The sequence below is a fragment of the Salinilacihabitans rarus genome, from assembly GCF_024296665.1.
Lineage (GTDB): Archaea > Halobacteriota > Halobacteria > Halobacteriales > Natrialbaceae > Salinilacihabitans > Salinilacihabitans rarus.
Map to the genome: position 1 here is coordinate 2,644,297 of NZ_CP100762.1, position 19,739 is coordinate 2,664,035.

The 19,739-nt window shown below is 66.3% G+C and carries 20 protein-coding genes; 6 read left to right on the forward strand and 14 right to left on the reverse strand.

The window, feature by feature from the left end; all coding sequences use genetic code 11:
* Positions 1-64: 64 nt before the first annotated feature.
* Positions 65-1,603, reverse strand: coding sequence for a pyridoxal phosphate-dependent decarboxylase family protein (locus NKG98_RS13815; protein ID WP_254766492.1), 1,539 nt, complete (start codon positions 1,601-1,603; stop codon positions 65-67).
* 205 nt (positions 1,604-1,808) lie between these two features.
* Between NKG98_RS13815 and NKG98_RS13820 the strand changes: the two genes are divergently transcribed.
* The 5 genes from NKG98_RS13820 (at position 1,809) to NKG98_RS13840 (ending at position 7,182) form a co-directional block, all read left to right on the forward strand.
* A complete protein-coding gene (locus tag NKG98_RS13820) occupies positions 1,809-2,432 on the forward strand; it encodes a DUF1326 domain-containing protein (protein WP_254766493.1) in 624 nt (207 codons plus the stop codon).
* A 21-nt stretch (positions 2,433-2,453) separates the two neighbouring features.
* Positions 2,454-3,245: a DUF2182 domain-containing protein gene (locus NKG98_RS13825; RefSeq protein WP_254766494.1), complete on the forward strand. Its 792-nt coding sequence runs from the start codon at positions 2,454-2,456 to the stop codon at positions 3,243-3,245.
* Positions 3,246-3,462: 217 nt separating this feature from the next.
* Positions 3,463-3,612, forward strand: a complete 150-nt coding sequence (locus tag NKG98_RS13830; RefSeq protein ID WP_254766495.1) for a hypothetical protein — start codon at positions 3,463-3,465, stop codon at positions 3,610-3,612.
* A 373-nt stretch (positions 3,613-3,985) separates the two neighbouring features.
* A complete protein-coding gene (locus NKG98_RS13835) occupies positions 3,986-6,397 on the forward strand; it encodes a BGTF surface domain-containing protein (RefSeq protein ID WP_256558420.1) in 2,412 nt (803 codons plus the stop codon).
* 158 nt (positions 6,398-6,555) lie between these two features.
* Complete coding sequence (locus NKG98_RS13840) at positions 6,556-7,182, forward strand: hypothetical protein (RefSeq protein ID WP_254766497.1); 627 nt, start codon at positions 6,556-6,558, stop codon at positions 7,180-7,182.
* A gap of 54 nt (positions 7,183-7,236) precedes the next feature.
* Here the strand turns inward: NKG98_RS13840 and NKG98_RS13845 are convergent, their stop codons facing one another.
* Genes NKG98_RS13845 through NKG98_RS13855 form a run of 3 tightly spaced genes read right to left on the reverse strand, consistent with a single transcriptional unit; the run spans position 7,237 to position 12,774 of the window.
* Positions 7,237-11,016 carry a glycine-rich protein gene (locus NKG98_RS13845; protein WP_254766498.1) on the reverse strand — a complete coding sequence of 1,260 codons (3,780 nt, stop codon included), beginning with the start codon at positions 11,014-11,016 and terminating at the stop codon, positions 7,237-7,239.
* Positions 11,017-12,162, reverse strand: coding sequence for a hypothetical protein (locus NKG98_RS13850; RefSeq protein WP_254766499.1), 1,146 nt, complete (start codon positions 12,160-12,162; stop codon positions 11,017-11,019).
* 6 nt (positions 12,163-12,168) lie between these two features.
* On the reverse strand, positions 12,169-12,774 hold the full coding sequence (locus tag NKG98_RS13855; protein WP_254766500.1) for a hypothetical protein: 606 nt from the start codon (positions 12,772-12,774) through the stop codon (positions 12,169-12,171).
* 48 nt (positions 12,775-12,822) lie between these two features.
* Here NKG98_RS13855 and NKG98_RS13860 point away from each other — a divergent pair, with 48 nt between their 5' ends.
* The gene (locus tag NKG98_RS13860; protein ID WP_254766501.1) at positions 12,823-13,140 is read left to right on the forward strand and encodes a hypothetical protein; all 318 of its coding nucleotides are present in this window, start codon (positions 12,823-12,825) and stop codon (positions 13,138-13,140) included.
* Here NKG98_RS13860 and NKG98_RS13865 read toward each other — a convergent pair.
* The 10 genes from NKG98_RS13865 to NKG98_RS13910 all read right to left on the reverse strand — a co-directional run bounded on the left by NKG98_RS13865 (position 13,137) and on the right by NKG98_RS13910 (position 19,732).
* The gene (locus NKG98_RS13865) at positions 13,137-14,141 is read right to left on the reverse strand and encodes a hypothetical protein (protein WP_254766502.1); all 1,005 of its coding nucleotides are present in this window, start codon (positions 14,139-14,141) and stop codon (positions 13,137-13,139) included. The two genes, NKG98_RS13860 and NKG98_RS13865, sit on opposite strands and share 4 nt — an antisense overlap.
* A 133-nt stretch (positions 14,142-14,274) precedes the next feature.
* Positions 14,275-14,832 (reverse strand): hypothetical protein, encoded by a 558-nt coding sequence (locus tag NKG98_RS13870; RefSeq protein ID WP_254766503.1) that lies wholly within the window; start codon positions 14,830-14,832, stop codon positions 14,275-14,277.
* 27 nt (positions 14,833-14,859) lie between these two features.
* Positions 14,860-15,816: a phage tail tube protein gene (locus NKG98_RS13875; protein WP_254766504.1), complete on the reverse strand. Its 957-nt coding sequence runs from the start codon at positions 15,814-15,816 to the stop codon at positions 14,860-14,862.
* Between the two features lie 34 nt (positions 15,817-15,850).
* Positions 15,851-16,366, reverse strand: coding sequence for a hypothetical protein (locus tag NKG98_RS13880; RefSeq protein ID WP_254766505.1), 516 nt, complete (start codon positions 16,364-16,366; stop codon positions 15,851-15,853).
* On the reverse strand, positions 16,363-16,791 hold the full coding sequence (locus NKG98_RS13885) for a hypothetical protein (protein ID WP_254766506.1): 429 nt from the start codon (positions 16,789-16,791) through the stop codon (positions 16,363-16,365). Before NKG98_RS13885 ends, NKG98_RS13880 begins: the two co-directional genes overlap by 4 nt.
* Positions 16,791-17,660, reverse strand: coding sequence for a hypothetical protein (locus tag NKG98_RS13890; protein WP_254766507.1), 870 nt, complete (start codon positions 17,658-17,660; stop codon positions 16,791-16,793). Before NKG98_RS13890 ends, NKG98_RS13885 begins: the two co-directional genes overlap by 1 nt.
* A gap of 6 nt (positions 17,661-17,666) precedes the next feature.
* Positions 17,667-17,975 carry a hypothetical protein gene (locus tag NKG98_RS13895; protein WP_254766508.1) on the reverse strand — a complete coding sequence of 103 codons (309 nt, stop codon included), beginning with the start codon at positions 17,973-17,975 and terminating at the stop codon, positions 17,667-17,669.
* Between the two features lie 3 nt (positions 17,976-17,978).
* Entirely contained in the window at positions 17,979-18,290 is a 312-nt protein-coding gene (locus NKG98_RS13900; RefSeq protein ID WP_254766509.1) for a hypothetical protein, read from the reverse strand.
* A 2-nt stretch (positions 18,291-18,292) separates the two neighbouring features.
* Positions 18,293-18,643 carry a hypothetical protein gene (locus NKG98_RS13905; protein WP_254766510.1) on the reverse strand — a complete coding sequence of 117 codons (351 nt, stop codon included), beginning with the start codon at positions 18,641-18,643 and terminating at the stop codon, positions 18,293-18,295.
* Positions 18,644-18,655: 12 nt separating this feature from the next.
* A complete protein-coding gene (locus tag NKG98_RS13910) occupies positions 18,656-19,732 on the reverse strand; it encodes a hypothetical protein (RefSeq protein ID WP_254766511.1) in 1,077 nt (358 codons plus the stop codon).
* Positions 19,733-19,739: the final 7 nt, after the last annotated feature.

A 19,739-nucleotide genomic window follows, 5' to 3' on the forward strand; every position in this document is an offset into this window, starting at 1 on the left:
GCGGACGCGACCCGAAGGGAGCCCCACTCGCCCGGCACACGCCGGCCGGCGCGGAGAGAGAGCCCTATACGGGGAGGCTCGCGCGCTCGCGCCACTCCTCGTCCACCCGCGCACCCGTCTCCGCGAGGGCGTCGAACACGGTCTCGATGTCCGACGCGGTCGTCCGGTGGCTGCAGATGGACATCCGAAGGGCGCGCCGCGAGCGGATGGCCGTGGTCGTGAGAAACGCGCGTCCGCTCTGCACGACTTCGTCCGCGATCTCCTGGTTGAGTTCGTCCAGATACCGGTGGACCCGCGTCAGCGGGACCGCGGGCGGATCGGCGAGGACTTCCTGGAGGTCCGCCGGCACGTACCGGAACGAGTAGATGAACAGGTTCGGCTCCTGGACCGCCACGAAATCGTCGTGCGAACGGACGAGGGCGTCTAACCGCTCCGCACAGGCGACGCCGTTCCGAAGCAGATCCCGATACCCATCCAGCCCGTAGTGTTTCAGGCTCGTCCAGAGCTTCAGCGCCCGGAACCCGCGGGACATCTGCGGCCCGAACTCGTAGTAGTCGAACTCCTCCGGCGTCTCCGCGATCGACCCCCGGAGGTACGACGCGTCCATTGCGAACGTCCTCGCCAGGACGTCCCGATCGCGGACGAGAACCCCGCCGCACTCGTAGGGAACGAACAGCCACTTGTGCGGATCGAGCGTCACGGAGTCCGCGCGCTCCATCCCCTCGTAGCGGGATTCGAACTCCGGGACCATCGCCCCCACCGCCCCGCAGGCGCCGTCGACGTGAAACCAGAGGTCGCGCTCGGCACAGACGTCCGCGACGTCGTCCAAGGGATCGATCGCGCTCACGTTGATCGAGCCCGCCTGTCCGACGACGCAGAACGGCTCGTCGCCGCGCGCTCGGTCGTCTTCGAGCAGCCGCTCTAGGGCGGCGACGTCCATCGTGAAGTCCTCGTGGCTGGGCACTCGCCGGACCGCATCGCGCCCGAGGTTGAGCATGTCCGCGGCTCGGACGACGCTGGTGTGGCACTCGTGGTCGGCCACGTAGAGCGTGTATCGGGGCCGGTCGTTCCCCTGTAACCCGGGGCCGGCCGTCTCGTGGTCGGTCCGGTCGCGGAGCGCGGACAGGATGGCGGTGACGTTGGCCATCGTCCCCCCGCTGGTCAGCAGCCCGCCGGTGTCGGGCGGGTACCCGATCGCCTCGGCCAACCACCGGATACAGCGGCGTTCGACTTCCGTCCCGGAGGGCGCCGGGTGCCACCCGCCCACGTTCATGTTCACGGTCGCCGCGATGGCGTCGGCCAGCGGGGCGAGCGGCGTTCCCGACCCCATCACGAAGCCGAAAAACCGCGGCGACGGATTGTGGGTCGCGTACGGGATGACGCGCTCTTCGACGGCGTCGAGGATCGCGTCCGGGTCCTCACCGCTCTCGGGGAGGGGTTCGTCGAACGCCGCGGCGACGCGCCCGGGGTCGGCCTGGACGTAGACGGGCCGGTCTTCGATTCGCTCGTAGTACTCGGCGATCAGATCGACGGTTCGGTACCCGAGTTCCCGGAACTCGTCGGGATCGAGATCGCCCGCCGGCGGGCCGTCTCGAGTGGTCATACGGACAGCACCCCGTGTGGGGTGATAACGCTTACACGCCCGCGGTTGACGGATACCGACTACCACGTGGTGTCCCACTCCGAGCGATCGCACCCCAAACGGCGTGACGATCAATTACGTTGCCACTGTGATATCTATATGTAGCGGGTGACCGTGCGTCTCACCCCGCACGCTGGACACAGCGGCGGGCAACGGGAGTACTATCATGACCGACGATACGACCGACGTGCCCGATTGGCACCTCAAGGGGGAGTTCATCGAAGCGTGTAACTGTTCGGTCCCGTGTCAGTGTCTGTGGCACGAACCGGCGGACGACGGCGGGTGTACCTTCGCCGGCTTCTGGAACATCGAGGAAGGGACGTACGGAGACGTGTCCGTGGACGGGCTGGGGGCCGGGATGCTCGTTTTGGACGAGGGGGTCCTCTTCGAAGGCGGGTGGCACGTCGTCCTCGTGATCGACGAGGCCGCCGACGAGGAACAGGCGGCGGCGCTCGAACGGATCTTCTCCGGACGGGCGGGCGGACTGTTCGAAGCTGCGGCGCCGCTCGTCGAGACGGTCGAGGACAGCGTCGTCGTGCCGTTCTCCTACTCGACCGAGGACGGCCACCGCTCGTTCAGTGCCGGCGACGTCGTCACGATAGAGGCCGACGGCGCCGTCGGCTTCGGCGACGAGCAGGGATCGGTGTACCCCCACCCGTTCGTTCCGCCGGACGAGCAACCGAACACCGGAAAGACGACCGAAGCGACCGTCGACTTCGACGACGACTTCTCGTGGGACGTCGGCGGCAACAACTCGTACTTCGGGGAGTTCGAGATGGCGAACACCTGAACGCACCGCTCGGTATCGACCATGGCAACACGTGACGCTATTCGGCGGGTTACGACCGCCCGTCGGCTGCCGCTCGTCGCAGTCGCCCTCTACGGCATCGCGCTCGTAGCGTGGCTACTCGTTCTCCGACAGTGGCTGCCGATGCCGGGCGGGGAAACGGGCGCGCGGATGTCCGACCCCGGCGTTCCGGAGGCGATGGCGACGGGACACGGCCTCGTCGGGGTGGGGCTCTATCTGGCGATGTGGGCGACGATGATGATCGCCATGATGTATCCCTCGTCGGTCCCGCTGTTCCGGCTGTACTACGGGACGCTTCGGGGCGACTCGAGAGCCGGAAAACTCGCCCGGCTGAGCGCGCTGCTCGGCACGTATACGCTCGTCTGGGGGCTCACCGGCCTGATTCCACTGACGGTAAATTCCGCGGTCCCGATCGCGTCCCTCGCCGCCGACCACGGACCGCTCCTGTTCGGAAGCGTGTTGCTCGTCCTGGGCGGATACCAGCTCTCACCGTACAAGTACCGGTGTCTGGACAAATGCCGGTCGCCGTTCGGGTTCCTGCTGACCTATCACCGGCCCGGGATTCGCGGCGCCGCGCACGTGGGATTTCGCTTCAGCGTCTTCTGCGTCGGGTGCTGTTGGGCGCTGTTCGCGTTCGTGGTCGTCGCCGGCTCGATGAACGTCCTCTGGATGGCGACCATCGCGCTCGTGCTCTCGCTCGAACGAACGGTCTCGTGGGGCCCGCAGTTGGCCAAGGCGGTCGGCGTCGTCGCCGGCGCCGCCGGGAGCACTCTCGTCGCGGTCGCGGTAGCGTAGCCGCCGGGAGAACCACGCACGAATTCGCGGACGAGCGGGGGTGTTCGGGCCACATCGCGGACTTCTCGCCCGGCGGTGATTGGGACGTTAACGGTCCCTATTCGGCGTGGCGAACAGTAGCGCCCGCCCTGCCAGTCGGGGTACCCAGAGCACTACCATTTCTGTCTTCTCTCCCCTCTCTACAGGTTTATATCCGAAGCCGCGGCCAACGCCGGCGATGCAGATCGAAACCTCCCCGATGGAGGACTGGCTCGTGATCGTCGCGCTGCAGCGTCTCGCCGACGACTACGAAGACGTCGATCCCGACCTCGCGAGGCGGGCGCGGTGGCTGGCCGTCGCGATCGCTGAGGAGTATAGCCGCCGATAGATACACCGAGTTGTTACTCAGCTGGCGGAAAACGTGCCGGTGAGAAATGGTCCATCCCTACCCAGGGGAGAGACCCGGCACGCCCATGACAGGTAGTACGGTAACTCCGTATTACCCGTGTTGTGGGTCTAGTCCCACGTACGTCTTTCCTCGATTCGAGAGCATTAATCTTCTGTTTGCGTGCGTACGCGGAGGTACGCCGTCTGGGTAATTCTCTTTTGCATTCTATGAGATTTCGAGCGAATAATACAGAAAGCTTATTACGGACTTGTGTAAAGAAACAGTTACCCCTACCCACCCTGGATGTCCGCTTCGGTGACATACCGTGTGGTTGCCGGGCGACGCTCCAGAGAAAACAAACACAACGATAATAATGACAGGAAACACATCATATCGCGAAAAGGGCCGCGCAGTTGCCCTTGCCGCGCTTATGGTACTGTCTGTCTTCGCCATGTCCGTGAGCTTCGCGGGCGCGGCGGCGGCAGACTCACACTACGATGCGCAGGTGTCCGATGGCGACGTATACATTGGACAGCAAGTACAGGCAACAAGTCTCCCGTCCACTGCTGACCTGGTGGACAGCAACGGAGATGTCGTCAAGAACCTCCGTGTCAGCGATGAAACGGCCGTCTTCGACACCAGCGATCTCGATCCGGGTCGCTATCACATCGAAGACAGCGAAGGGAACACTGTGGGTGACTCGTTCTGGGTGAACGAGCACCAGATCGACGCCTCGTTCGACCCGGTGTCGGTCAATCAGGGATCGACGAGCCTCATCATCGAGGACGTCACCCCTGACGCCCCGCGCAGTGGCTTTGTCGCCAACGTCAGCGCCGAATACGGCGAGGACAACGCGACGGTCAGCGCGAGCACCCTCGAGGGCATCTTCGGTGCCGAGAACGTCTCGGACACCGGTGACGGCGTCGTCACGCTCAACGAGATCACTCTCGAAGACAACAAGGCTTCCATCTTCGCTGACCTCAGCAACGAGGATGTCGGCGAGTACAACTTCACGGTCGATGTTGTCGACACGACGGCCACCGACACCGCCGAGGTTTCGGTGACCGACTCCGATGCAAGCGTCGACTTCGGCGCGAACTCCTACACGGGGACCGTCGGTGACGTCGCCGAGTTCGATGTCGAACTCAGTGCGACCGAAACCGGCACGATTTACATCTCCGACCAGGACGACTTCTACACGGCCACGCTCAACCTCCCGGAAGGGATGGACGCGGACAACGTGACCGTCGAGTTCAACACCTACTACGCCGCTCGCGGCGACCTTAGTAGCGATCAGTCGGCCTTCACCGTCATCGCTGGTGAAGACAACGACATCACCGACGAAGTTACGATCACGCAGAAGCTTGACGGCGAAACCATCGGTGATGGTTTGGAGGCTGACACCTACGACGAGAACCGCCTCCTGCCCGGCGACTACGAGCTCGAAGCCGACGCCGGCGCGTCCGTGACGGACGTGTCGTTCCTGGTGCTTAACGAGCGCTCGACCGGCGACGCCCAGCAGTACGTCGCCCCGCAGGGTAGCCTCAAGCTGAACGACCTCTCGGTGTCGGACATCGAAGAGGTCTCCACCCAGAAGAACACCGTCGCTCGCGGCGACCTCCTGATCACGGAAGTCGAAGCCTCGGGCGTCTACGGCTACATCTCGGACGTCAGCAAGTGGGACGGCAGTGAGCACGGCCTCGCGTTCGAGTTCGAGAACACGAACCCGCCGCGCTACGGCGGTGACAGCACGTACGCGCTTGACCACCTCAGCTCGGACAGCTACGAAGTCCTGACCGACGCGGAGAACGAAACGTTCTACGTGGTCATCGACACGACCGACACGGCGTTCCAGCAGAGTAGCGACGAAGCCGACATCAACTACGACCAGACGTGGAACGCTTCGTTCAACGTGACCCCGGACAACGACTACGTCCCGTCCGACGCAGAGACGGGCGAAGTCGCGCAGACTGACTTCACGTACGAAGACGTCAGCGTCGAGTTCAAGGGGAGCTTCGACGAGAACGAAAGCCTCCGCATCGGAAACAGTGCGGAGTCGCAGGTTACCGCTGAGACGAACCTCGCGCCCGGTACCGAAGGGAGCTTCTACCTCCGCTTCGAGACCGATGTCGTGATGCAGGACACGACCGTCAACGAGGACGGTCTGGCCGTCGGCACGTTCGACCTCAGCGACCGCGAAGCCGGTGAGGAAGTCCAGACTGTCCGCGTCACTCTCCGCGGCACCAACTTCCCGTATGACGACGGTGGCGTGGTCTGGGACGCCGAGGACCCCATCCCGGCTGAGGTCCAGCTCAGCGCTGACGCGCCGAGCTCGGTCGCAGTCGACGGTGACGCCTCGCTCGACATCACGCTCGAGAACCCCAGCCCGGACGAGAAGACCGAGGAGTTCGACTACACCGTGACGATCAACGGTGAGGAAGTCGACTCCGACACGAAGTTCCTGGAGACCGAACAGGCCTGGGAGCAGAGCTACGACATCGACACCTCCGAAGCGGGCGACATCGAGTGGTCCGTGACGGCTGGTGACGAGGAAGCGTCCGGTACGCTCACCGTCGAGGACAGCGGCACGGACGACGACTCTGACTCCGACTCCGACTCTGACTCGGACTCGGACTCGGACTCGGACTCGGACTCGGACTCGGAGACCGACTCCGACTCTGACTCCGACGACGGCGACTCCGACGGCCAGCCCGGCTTCGGCGTCGCGGTCGCGCTCGTCGCCCTGCTCGCCGCTGCGATGCTCGCCCTGCGCAAGCAGGAGTAAGCATCAGTAGCTGAACCACCGGCATTCGCCGGCCCTTGCGCCACTTCCATTTTATCGGACGCCACGCCCCGTAGCCGCGGCACTCGTCCGACAGCCGTCGGTCGGCCCGCGAGTCGAAGCGATACGTTCACGCACCCGGGTACACAGACCCACAGCGTGTGACAAAACTCTACGACGCGCTTCAGGAGTCGCCACAAACTGGTATCAACCTGAGCAATCTCAATCCAGAAGAGCGCCAGCAGGTCCGTCAGATCTCTATTACCGGGACGAAAGGGCTGAGTCAATCGAATACGCCGGGTCGGACAGCAGACGTCTACTACCTCGAAGGGGATGAACGCGCCGCTGCGAAACTGTTCGTTGAGGAACATCGCGAGGCACTCGAACGGCTTGATTTTTCGAAAAAAGACACCCTCCAGACGAGTGTCCCACGGGAGGTCTATGACTGGATTCTCCACGAACTCGGCGAGCGTACGCTAACGAAATATGAGCGGGTTGTCCTCGAAGAGCGGTCGAACGGCACCCGATGGATCATCGACCGCACCCGGTTCGAACAGCACCCTGATCGACGATACACAGTGAACGAAGGGAAGAGCGCCCGCGTAGATGAGCTGTCACTGGCTGACCTGTACGCAGAACTCGACGATCCCCTCACCGAATCTGACCTGCGGGCCCATCGTGCTGTGGCAGGCAACGTGCGATATCTTCTCGAGTACTTCAGGACTGCCGAGGAGTTTGCCTGCAGTCCTGTAACGATCAACGAGGAGATGGCGCTTCGAAAACACTGAGAGTGCCAGAGTAGGGTTAGACAAATCGATTCCCTGTCGAACCGACTGAAAAACTTAGACCCGTTCGCTGGCCGTCTCGACCGTCGAGCGAATCTGCTCGATCGTCTCCCGGACGCGCTCGCGCGAGCCCAGCCGCAGCGAGAGGCGTTCGGGTGAGACCGTCAGGTCGTAGACGCTCATCGCCTCGCCCGGCACCGCCTCGAGATCGAGTGCCTCCAGCAGGCCATCGAGGGCCGCGCTCGCCGGGATTTCGACGTCTGCCTCCCAGCGGGGCTCCGACGTCGTGTCGACGATGAGCTTCGCGGCGAGTTCACAGCCGCGTTCGGTCGTGATGCCTGAGATCGTTGCCGTCCGATCGTAGCGCGGGTCGCCATCGTAGGCGTCGGCCTCGTAGGTGCCGGAGACCTTGTAATTGTACGAGACTTCGAGGGGCTGGCCGTCAGTGATACTCCCGTCGGCGAGGAGTTCGATCGTCCCGGTGGTGTTCTGGAGCGTGTAGTCCTGGAGATATTCGAATCTCTCGCCGGTGTCTGCATCCCGGACGGTCTCGGTCCCCGGGATGAGGTTCGTGTGCGCGAGGGAAATCGGCGTCCCCAGGTCGGCGGAAATCGTCTCGGTCTCCGAGCGGCCCCCGCCGAGGACGGTCGCCCGCAGCGTCCGGTCACCGCGCTTCGTCACCGAGTAGTTCGCGAGCGAGAGCGCCTCGGCGCTCGCGCGCTGGCCGGCCTGCGCCCAGTGGATCTCGATCCCGCCGTTGGCGTCGCTATACCGCACCTCGAACAGCGAGTCGGACTGCTCGGCAATCTCGACCAGGACGTCCAGCAGGTCGGTATCCCAGCTCGCGTTGACGACCAGCGGGGTGTCGTCGCCGTCGAACGACAACTCGTAGCTCTCGACGCGCTGGGGCGCATAGCCATACCGGGGTGACTGACTCCGGACGCCGTCCGGTTCGTAGCCGTCGAACGAGAGCCGTGCCCGGAGGTCCGCGCCGAGGACGTCGAACGACGTCGTCAGTGACGTCGCGTTCTCGACTTCGGTCCACGACCGGCCGTTGTCGTTCGAGAGTGCGATCGCCTGCGCGCCCGAGGTATCGTCCCACGTCGTGTCGAGATACCCCGTCGTGACCGAGTAGACCGTCTGGGCATCGTCCGACTCGACCGTCACCGGCTTGTAGTCCGCTGGCCTGTCGAGCGCCTTACCATCGGTCAGTTCCCCGTTCTCGTCGAAGTCAGTGCTGTCGTAGTATCGCATATCGTGGAGCGAGGCGGCGTCGAAGTAGACCAGATCGCCGTCCCAGTAGCAGTCGACCTCGATGCGGTACTCGCCCGGCGGGATGTCGCCGCCATCCCACGGGGTAAACCCCGACGAGGTCAAATCCGTCGAGTCGCCGAACCAGCCGGGGCTACTCCCGTACCCGATGTCGGCGAACGTAGCCTTGCCCAGCGACGTGCCTGAGGAGTCGTCGACGACGTGGACCCGGAAGTACGCCGGGCTCCCGGTGTCGCAACCGACGCGAGCGGAGATCCCGACCGCGTCGGCCGGGATCGTGTACTCGACAGAGAAGGACGTCGATTCGAGGCCGTCCCCGCTGGTGTCGAACGTGTAGCACTCCCCCATCGAGTAGATCGGATCCGAGAGAGCACTTGCGCCGCCGACGATGTAGTACTCGATGTCTTTGAGGAAACTGGTTCGCGCAGGCTCGAGGCCGCCGTCGCGGAAGACGACCGGCTCCGTCGCTTTGGGCGAGAAGAACTCCTCAAACTCCGTGCCCGTCGACGCCGTCTGGAGTGGCTCGTCGAGGACCTCGTCAACGTCGGGCGCGTCGACAACCGCCGCGTATGACGTCTCCGTCGCGATGAGATCGCTGGCGAGGGTGTGGGCAGCCTCCTGGTCGACATCGCGCTGGATCCGGCGCTCCAACTGTGTGCCGCCGACGCCGACGAGTGCGGCTCGCCCGGGTTCGATCACGACATCGCGGAGTTCGTCGATCGGCTGGCGCGCGCCGTCGCGGTAGACCCGCATCGGCGCGCCCTCGTACGACTGGAGCGCGTAGGCGTCGTCGCGCGGGATCGGGATGCGCGCCCGCGGGAGGTCGTTCACTCTGGGTTCGAGGCGGGCGCCGTCGAGGATCTGCGGGGTGAGCGTCTGGCCCGACGGATGATCGAGTTCGACGTGCCACCCCCGCGGTGGCGCCGCCGACTGCGCGAGGCCCGCGCTCTCGGTCTCAGTGGTGAGGGTCGCGTCCGCGTAGACGTACTGCGTCTGCTCCCGGACCGTGTAGGTGTACTCGCGCTCGGGGTAGAGGCCGGCGGAGTCGTCGGTGTAGCTCTCGGTCACCGTATCGAGGGTCGCGAGGAGTTCACCATCGTCGGGATCGTCGTAGACGCGATCGCGCTTGCCGTCTTCGCGCCGGCGCCAGAGTTGCTGTGAGCCGTCGAAGTCCGACTCGACCGTCCAGCCGAGGCCCACCGAGTGCTTGCCGACCGACGTCGCGGTGAGGCTCGACGCCGCGTGGAGTTTCGTGATCTCGTTCGCCTGATGCCACGTGCCGGTGACGTCGGTAGTCTCGGTCCGGATGCCGACGTCGTACTGCTCGCCGTCAAGGACACCCATGATGTTGTACTCGAGTGGATCGGCGTCGAACGGGACTGTCGCCTCGTCCGCTGGGTCGTACGTGCTGTTGACCGACCGCTTCCAGCGGATGCGGTACTGCCCGGTGTTGAGCCCGGCGTCGAACTCCTGGGCGAGGAGCTCGCCCTGGACCGACCCGTCGAGAACGAAGCCGGTGACATCTGGAATCGTCGTCGTCCCGTTGGCCTCGTTCGAGGTCTCGGTGACTTCGCCGCCGCTACCGTCGCTCTGGTACGCTTCGAGCAGATAGTAGTAGTCCGTCCCGTGGTCGAGACCCGTGTCCGTGTACGATTGGGTGCCCTGTGCGAGGTCGACGACGAGCGTATCCGTCGCGGGATCGACTGGCGACGTCGTCGAACGGTAGAGCCGGTAGCCGTCGACCTCGGTGTCCACCTCGGTCCACGAGAGGTCGAGTTCCGTATTCCGCTCTCCGGTGACCGCGAGATCGGTGGGAGCCTCGACCGTGATGTCGTACTCGACGTACACCGAGCCATCGCCCTCGGGCGCGGCTCCACCTCCAGTCGTCGTAGTTGCGTTCGTCAGATCGTCGATGTACGACGACCCACCGCCACCGCCGCCAGAAGCCGCGCCCGACCCGTCAGAGTCAGCACCACCGCCACCATACCAGCCGCCACCGCCAGCACCGCCGTATACAGTGCCGGTGCCACCATCGCCGCCGACGCCGAACGACCCGTCCTCGCCGTCGCCGCTACCGGCACCGCCGGCTGTCTGGGTTCCACCACCGCCCGCACCAGTGTCGTACCCATCTTGGCCCTGAAGGCCGCCACCATCGCCGCCGTGATTGTCGTCGACATACGCGGAGTCGGATCCGCCTGTCCCACCGCCGCCGGCGGCGACGGCGACCCGGTCGTCGAGCGTCGTCCCGCCGATGCGGATGTCGCTCGCCCCGCCGCCGGTCCCAGATCCGTAGTAGCCGCCAGTATTTCCGCCGCCGTTGTATCCACCGTCACTAACTTCACCGTCGTCACCGCCACCGCCGACGCGGATCGTCAGTGTCGCCCCGGCGGCGACGGAGACGGGGATGTTCCCCTCGGCGTAGCCACCGGCGCCACCGTTCGCATTCCCGTTACCGCCACCCGCGCCTTCGAGTTCGACCCAGACGCTCTCGGCTTCAGCTGGGATGTCGTATGTGTATTCGCCGGCCGTGTCGAACGTCTCGGATACCGTCTGCGTCGTCGGCATCTACCGCCGCACCTCCGCGCGCGCAACCAGCGTCTTCGCCGCGTTCGGGTCCGTGATCGACGGTGACGCGATCGACGACAGCCACGTCTCGAGGTCGGTCGGGATCGGGCCCGTCTCGTTCTCCGGAATGCCGAACAGGACGTCGGAGTAGCCCTTCGCGACGGTCGCATTCAGCGCGAACAGCGAGCCGTCGACGTCGAAGAGCAACTGCGCGACGTCGCGGACCATGCCGACGTGGGTGAGGTCGACGTCCAGCAGCGTGACCGTCGCCGGCTGGTTGCCCGCGAGGCCGGTATCAGACCAGGCGCCGGCCGTGTCGTCCCACGTCTCAGCGCCCATCGTCCCCGCCGTCTCGTCCGGGCGCAGCCGGAGGAGACCGTTGTCGAGGACGATCTCGGCGTCGACGTCGTGCTCGGTTGAGAAGACCTTCGCCCACTGGAGGCCGCCGTCGGCGTCGTGCTTCGCGTCGAAACCGCGCGTATCGTAGACGCGGCAGTCGACCAGTTCCTCGTCGGCGTAGTCGATCTGGTAGACGAGCAGTGGGTCGCTCGTCGAGAGCGTCGAGTTGGCCGGGTCGTAGACGTCGACGTCCGCGAGTTCCGCGCTGCGGGTCGCGACCGGCGAGGGGCGCTCGCGTGCCTTCGTCTCCGGGTCGAACCAGAGGACCTTGCTCGCCGTGGTGGGCGCCGCGACGTACGCGTAGGTGTCGGTGCCGAACTCGTGGTCGAGCTGGCGCTGCGTCGGTTCGACCGCCCGGAAGTGCGACGCCCGGCGGCCCTTCTTCGACAGCGAAAGGGTGAACTCCTGGACGTTTTCAGTGGAGGCACTCGGCGGGCCGATGTCGGCGTTCTCGACGGCGTAGTAGCCGTCGCGGCCGGTCGGCGAGTCGACGCCAGCGAGCGGGACGGCCTCGAAGCCACTCGACGACGACAGTTCGTCGAGTTCCTGGGCCATCTTCGCGGCGTACCGCCCGCGGTAGTAGCCCCGGACCGTCTGGTCGCCCGCCTCGGTCGCGAGGTGTTCGACCGCCGCCTGATCGCCGCCGAGGACGCCCGCCTCGGCGAGGCGCTGGCGCTGGGTCTTCCCGAGGTCGGTCTGTGCCGATGCCGTGACGATCAGCGTGTAGAGTTTGAGGTCCTGATCCATGGTCGATCACCCATCAGTTTGCTTACTGCCGTCGAGCAAGCTACCGAGCGTCGCTGTCTCGACGCACGTCGTCGAAAAGCGGTAGCTATCCGGCCCCTGCCGCTCGAAGGAGGGCTCCTCGAGGACGACCTCCAGCGGGTCGAGGACGCCGTCGGTCGAGTACTCGCCCCACTCGAGGGTGGCCGGTGCAAGCGAGTCCGTCCCACCACCGGCCACGCTCAGATAGTGGTTGAAAATCTGTGCCTTCTGGATCGCGGTGCCGCCGGTGGCGGTCGTCTGATCGAGGACATCCGGGTCGGCGCTCGCACCCCACTGGAGGACGCCGCCCTCGCCGTTGGGCGTCGGACCCGAGGTGACGTTCGCGCGGATAGGGATCGCGTGCTCGCCGCCCCCGGCGTCGTAGTGGACGCCCTTGCGGGCGGTCTCGCCGGCGTCCAGGAGGCCGAGCAGGAAGCCGATCGCCTGGTCGCCGGCGCCCGAGAGCAGGAAGCCCGTGCGGATGTCGTCGCCGACATCGCCACTTCCCTCGCCGATGACGAACGCCTCGAAGACGCCGGTCACCGGGCCTGAGCCGAAGTCGGCTGTCAACTCGATGCGTGGTGGTGAGGTCATATGTAAATAGTCGGTAGCGTTTTGAGAACCGCCCGCCCAGTGTCGGGCATGTCACAGTCGCAGTCGGAACCCTCGCGGCCGGACTCAGATCCCGTCGGCGGGCAAGGATCAACCGCCGAAACCATCGTGGGGACGGTGTACGGCGTGTTCGCGCTTGCCAACGGCCTCGGCTTTTTCTTCCTCGCGGGGGCCGCGACGCCCGGGATGTTTTGGACCGGTGCCGGCCTCGTATCCATCCCGGCGACCCGGCGCCGGTTCGAGAGCATAGCCGATGCCAGCCTCTCGACCAGCGAGGTTGTGGTCTTCGTCATGGTGGCCAGTTTCCTCGGGGCTGTTACAGCAATAATCGCGGTGATCGCGGGTTAGGTCGAGAGGTTCCGCCGGAGTTTGTCGAGGTCGTTCTGGAGGTCGTTGATCGGCCCCTGCAGTTCGCGCTCGATGTCGTCCAGCGGCGCCGTGATGTCGTTCACCTGCTCGATCTGGACGTCCTGGGTGAGATCGATCGACAGCGCATCGTCGATCGCCTCGGCGATGTCGTCTGCTATGCCGGACACACGACTCCCCAGATCGATCTTGCCGTCGATGAGTTGCGAGATGTCGGTGGCTTCGCCGATGAGCTCGGACGGGTCGACGGCACCGGCGGCGTCGTCAATGAGGTCGGACGCCGACAGCCCGCCCGTGATGCGGTCGACGACGTCCACCGTCCCTTCGAGGACGTCGTCGACGCTCACGCTGCCCGTGACGCGGTCGGCGAGGTCCGCCGTCCCCTCAAGGATCTCGTCGACGTCGACCGTCCCCGACACGCGGTCGGCGGCCTCGCCGACCTGCGATCCAGCCCAGATCGCGCCCGTTGCGACTGCCGTCGACGGCCCGACCTCAGCGATGTCGCCGACAGTGTCACTCCCCGGGGCGCCAGTTCCACGGATCCACTCCCCGAGTTGCTCTCCGAAAGTGGCGTGGGCACCGGCGCCGACGGCTGCGAGGGCCGCTGCAGGTGCCAGTGTACCACCAACGACGGTCGCGCCCGTCGTCCCCATACCACCGATGCCGCTACCGGCGGCGTCGGTCCGGGCGCTGAGCTCGGCCGTCTCGACGAGCTGTCGGAGCAAGTCGTTGCGCTCCCGGCTGAGGTCGAGGGCCTCCTCCCAGGCGTCGCCGATCGACAGCAGGTGCTCGTTGCGCGTCGTGTCCAACTGCCGGGACATGGCCCGCTCGCGGCCGGCGATCTGCGACCGGTCGTTCCCGCCGCTGACCGCCACGTCGACGGTGACATCGCCGAGGCCGTCCTCGATCTCCTGGCGGGCGCTCCGCAGCGAGGCCGGGGAGACCTCGACGTTCAGGCTGGCGCCGGTCGAAAACTCGGTCATGGGAAGCCTCCGAGTCCGGTGGGGTGGGTGATGTACGGGAACATGATGAGGAACGCCTCGACGTCACGCCAGGCGTAGTCGTCGATGTCGCGCGGGTCGTGGCCGTGAGCCATGAGAAGGGCCTTCGCGAGCGTCAGTTCGAGTCCGGGTGGTAGGTCTCGCTCTTCGCCGCGACCAGCGCGTCGAAGGAGTTTCCCTCCCGTTCCCCCACCGTGCTGAGGTCGTTGATCTCGGCCTCGAGCCAGTCGGTCAGCTGCTTCGGGAGCCCGCGGATCGCCGCGACCTTGCGTTCGAACGGGTCGTCGGCCTCGTCGACGCCGTCGAAGAACGGCGCCTCGCGGACGCCCTCGGCGATCCAGAAGACGCTCGCGGCGCCCTCGACCGACTGCGTCGGCGTGATCGTCGTCTGGCGGAAGTCGTTCGTCCGGTCGTTGACGTGGGCGATCTCCGACGTCGTCAGCCCCGCGAGTTCGAACACGGCGTCGCCGCCGTACTGCTCGCAGGCCCACTCGAGGCCGCCGAGATGCCGTTCGACCTCGCTGGCTTCGGCCTGAATCTGGACGACCTCGTCGTTGTCGGGCGTGCGCTCGGCCGGCGGGATCTGGGCGAGCTGGTCGGCGAGGGCCTCGCGCTGCTCCTCGAGGGCCTCAATCGCCTCGTCGATCGTCGTGGTCTCCGTCGTGAGTGGCATGATGTGGTGTCTGGAAAGTGGTGGGCGTCAGGCGAACGGATCGGCCATCGAGACGTCGGCCGCGGCTTCGACGACGTCGACGTACATCTCGATCGCCTCCTGAACGCGCTCGTCGCCCGACGGCGGGATGTTATCCCAGCCGTACGAGTTGGGCCGGACGCCCGTCAGCGGGAACGTGATCGAGTCGCCGTCGCCACGGGTGAGATCGAGCGAGCCCGTGACGGCGTCGATGCTGTCCTGCGGCGCCGTCGCACCCGTCGACCCGTACGCGAGGGCGACGTTGGTCGGCGTCTCCGCGGTCGCGATCTTCGAGGCGTTCAGCGTGTACTCGGCGTCACCGAGCTGCGCGTCGACCGCTGTCCGGTCCCAGCCGCGGTCGAGGCCGGCGCCGTTGGCGATCTCGAGCGTCCCCTGCTGCATCTTCTTCTGGGTCGTCGCGTCGACCTGCAGGTCGCCGCCGTGGAAGACGTACGGCGACTCGTCGCCACCGACGATCGAGCCAGGCGTCAGGGCCGTGTTCAGCGCCTCGTCCGCGTAGACGAGCGTCTGTGTCACCCGGACAGGCTGACCTTGGCTGACCTGGATCTGGAACTGCGTCGTCGCGGCGCCCTGGAGTTCGCGCTCGGCGACCGAGCCGGCGATGTCGACGCCGAGGTACCATCTCGAGGTCGCCATCTGGCCGGCGCCCATCGCCCACTCGAGGACGCCCGTCCCGTCGTCGACACCGTCCTGCCCGAAGACGTCGGTGAGCGCCCACGGGTGGACGAGGTCGTACTGGACCGAGAGCGCGCCCTCGAGGGTCTGCGCGATCGCCTCGACCGCCTCGTTATCGTCCGGGAGGCGCGAGCGTTGCAGGGCGTTCTGCAGCGAGACGTCTTCGACCGAGACGTTCCGTCCTGGGTAGACGTACGTCGGCGTCGACGGCGCAGTCAGGAAACTGTCTTCGCGAGTCCAGGCGACGCTGGTCGTCCCTGCGCTGGTCATACTGTACCTCCGTCAGCGTGCGTGTAGTGTCGAGTCATGGGAGTTTTTCGTCTCCGCGTAGAATGACGTCGAGGTCATAGCGGTAGTAGTCGCGAAACGCGGCCGAGTCCGGCGACTCGTTCGTCACCAGAACCGTGTAGTGGTCGGTGTCTGGCGTGTTCGTCTGAGGGTACGTGCGGTCGCGCAGCAGCGTCTTCCGGATCTCGCGGACGAGCGCGTCGAACGGGACGCCGTCGTCGTCCGCTGTCGGGGGCAGCGCCCCGTCGGGATCGACGTGCCCCCACTGGTCGGCGTGCAGTCCCTCGACGCGGACACCGACGACCGCCTCGACTTCGTGGTCGTACTCGAAGCCCAGCGGCGACGTCGCCCGGTCGGCGAGTGCGGCACCGACGTAGTTCGACCGCTGGAGGTCCTCCTTGCGCGAGCGGATGTCGCCCTCGAGGAGTTCCGAGTTGTCGCGGTCGATCCGCTCGAGCGGGACGTCCGCCCACGCGCCGGCCGCCCAGTTCGCCTTGATCGTCGCGAGCACCCAGTCGACTTCGGCGCTCATCGGACCACCTCACGCCGGAGGTCGTTCAGCGCGTTACGGATCGCCCGCGACTCCGGGATGCCGCCCGTCTCACTGCCCCAGTTGACCTCGTCGGTCGTGATCCACTGATCGGCTTCTTCCCAGTAGAAGTGAAGCAGCGGGTTGCCCTCAATCGTGTGCGGCGAGACGCCGAACTCGAACAGCGCCGACAGCCCGGGCCACTCGATCCGGAGCGAAACGCTGTCGCCGTCGCGCTCGACGAACGGCCCCTCGACCTCCTCCCAGACGTGGTCGATGTCGTAGTCGTTCCGGGCGGCGTAGGCCTGCCAGTTCTCGCGGGCGGCCTGTTCGAGTGCCGGCCCGATCTCGTCGCGAAGCCGCTGCTCGACGTCGTCGAGGAGGGCCTGTTCGAGTTTCGACTCGAAGTCGGACTCGAGGGTCACCATCACATGTCCTCCCGGCGGTACTCGGCGAGGAGGTCGTCGGCCTTCTCGCGCATCGTCTCGGCCTTGGTCTCGATGTTGTAGACGGTCGCGTTCTGCGGGATCTCGATCACGGCCTCCTCGGCGAGTTCGGCGCCGGCACGCAGGGCGACGGCGCGGCGGATCGCCCGCGGAATGCCCTCGTGCCCGTAGTCGAGGTCGACGTAGACCGCGTTCGACAGCGACGCGAGGTCGTCGTCCATCGCGTGGACGTCGAGGTAGAGCTCGGAGACGCCGCCGTTGTTGATCCGAACCCAGTAGTCCTCGCCGCGGTGCGTGGTGCCGACGCCGCCGTCGTAGTCGCTCGAGGCGACCCAGTCGGTATACGAACCGTCCTCGCCGATGACGTGCAACTCGTTGACCGCCTCGACGTCCCGGCGATCGAGCGTGATCCGCGTGTAGGCCGGCCGGTCATCGCGATGGCCGTCGAGGTACTCGCCGATGGCGATGCGGATCTCGCGTTTGGGATCGCGCCGGAGTTCGCGGCGCTGGCGATCGGTCCGCGGGTCGGCCTCGAGGAGCGCGTCGCTGTTCTGCCGATGGCGGTAGCGATCGCGCTCGCTGGCACCGTGGACGAGCCCGCCGTGGGTCGGGAGGTCGTGTTCGTCGTCGCGCGTCTTCGGCGCCGTCGGGATGTCGATCACCGTCGCCTCGTCGAGGATCGACGCCCCCGTCGGCGCGTACCAGTGCTGTTTGAGCTCCTTTTCGAGCGGCTCCGTTTCGGCGGCGATCGCGTCGACGGCGATGGTCTGGTCCTGCGAGATGTCCCCCGGCAACTGCGCTTTGCGCAGGGCGCGGCGGACGTCCTCCAGCGTGCAGTAACCGGTGGGCATGGGATGTTACCGCGGGTTGTTCCGTGCTTCGGCGCTGATCGTCGACCCGTTCGCGCTCGTCAACTGGACCGTGTCGGCCTGCGGGACGTCGACGACGTAGCTGCCCGTCTCCGAGAGCGTCCGGCTGTCGACCGCGTAGGTGCCGGCGGCGCCGACGATCTCGATCGTCAGCGTGTCGTCGGCGTTTCCCTCGAGGTTCTCGAGCGCGACGCAGATCGCCGGCGTGTGGTACTTCGCGACCGATGCGGTCGCCGTCTCGCCGGCCGCGAACGTCTTCGAATCGGCGATGACGGTGCTGTCGTAAAACGGTGGCATCGGTCAGTCCTCCTCGTCTTGGAACTCGTCCCACGCCTCGGGGTGGGACCGCGAGGCGTGCATCCCGACGTTCTCGCCCTCGTACTCGTCGCACCAGGGGCACTCGCCGACCTCAATCTGGGCGGCGATGGACTCGTCATCGTCGACGACGTCGTCGCCCTCTTCGCTGACCAGTTCGAAGTCGCCGCGCTCGTCGACGAGGTAGGCGGCGAACTCCTCGCTGACCTCGGCGCGGTCGCCGATCGCGAGTCGGCGCTCGAGCGCGCGGAGGTAGACCTGCCCGCCCTGGACTTTCTCAACCGTAACCGTCGACATGATTAGGCGCTCCCGGTGGCGACGACGACCCAGCCCGAGGCCGTGCCGTCGATGTTGCGGACGGTCGCCGTCGCGCCCGCGCTGGTCATGTTAGCCGGCCCGGTGCCGACAAAGTCCGCGTCGGCGAACGAGACTGCCGGCGTGTTCGCCCCGCCGTTGTGGACGACGGTAACCTCGTGGCCCTCGGCGGCCGCGTTCGAGAGGTCGACCGTGTTCGTCCCGTCGGCCGAGACGACGTGCGTTCTGGTGGTCTCCCCGACGACGGTGTCGGCGCCGTTCGCCGGACTGTCGGTCGCCACGTAGGGCGAGTCGCCCTCGAAGTGCGCACGGACTCGTGCGTTAGTGGTGGGCATCAGTGCTCACCTCTACGCGACCGGGTCCTCGAGACCCGTGACGAGGACGCCCGCCTGCATCTCCTTGATCTGGAAGTCGAACTGTCCTTCGAGCCAGTTGCGCGAGTGCAGGCGCTCCTCGTGGACCTTGTCGGTGTCGGTCGTCTGGTCGAGCTCCATCTGCTCGAAGAGCCCGAACGCGAGGTTGTCCGGGTCCGTGAACATGGCGTACTCGGTCGGCCAGCCGTTGACGCCGACGATGTCGTAGTCGAACGGCGTCAGGTCCGAGTCGCCGAAGATGACCGCCGACCCCAGCGGGTCCTCGCGCTGGGTGAGGTTCATCGCGTACTGCTGGACCTGGTCCGGGTTGCAGAAGAACACCGTCCTGTCGGTGTCGCGGTAGCGGCTGTCGAGCGTCTGGATCGTCGTGTTGAAGACGTCGGTGTCGATCGGCTGCGGGTTGCCGCTGCCGTCGGTGTTGTCGATCGACGGCATGGTGTCCGCGTCGGCGGTGGCGGTGTCCTCGAGGCCGATCCGGGTGCTGTCGCCGACGTCGTCCTGGCTCTGGGTGTCGCCCTCGGCGCGGGCGATCCAGCCGTCCCACGTCGAGTCGAGTTCGGCCGCGCCGCCGATCGACTGCAGGTTGCCGCTGGAGGCGCCGGCGCGCATCCCGATCAGCGCGACGTCGTTGCCCCAGCGCTGGACGAACTGGTCGACGATGTAGTCGCCGAACTGCTCGGGCCCGTAGTGGGTGTTTTTGAGCGCGTCGCGCTTGGGCTCGACGAGGATGTAGTAGGACTTGTCCGTCGCGTTGAACTTGACGTAGCCCGACTCCACCGCGGAGTTGGCCGTCCGGGTGCCCTCCTCGGCGCGGACGCTGCCCGAGAGCTGCGGGACGCCGAACTGCGGCACCTCCTGCTCGAGGCGCTCGAGCGTCATGGTGTCGGCCATCCCGAGGATCGGCACCTCCTTCTGCATCCGCTCGAGGAACTCCTCGGTGACGTCGCTCGGCAGCTGGAAGCCGTCGAGTTCCGCCAGCCCGACGTCCTTCTGGGAGAGCGCCGCCTCCTGGTTCTGCTGCCGTACCGCGTCGATCGTGTTCGTGCTCATGTCGTGG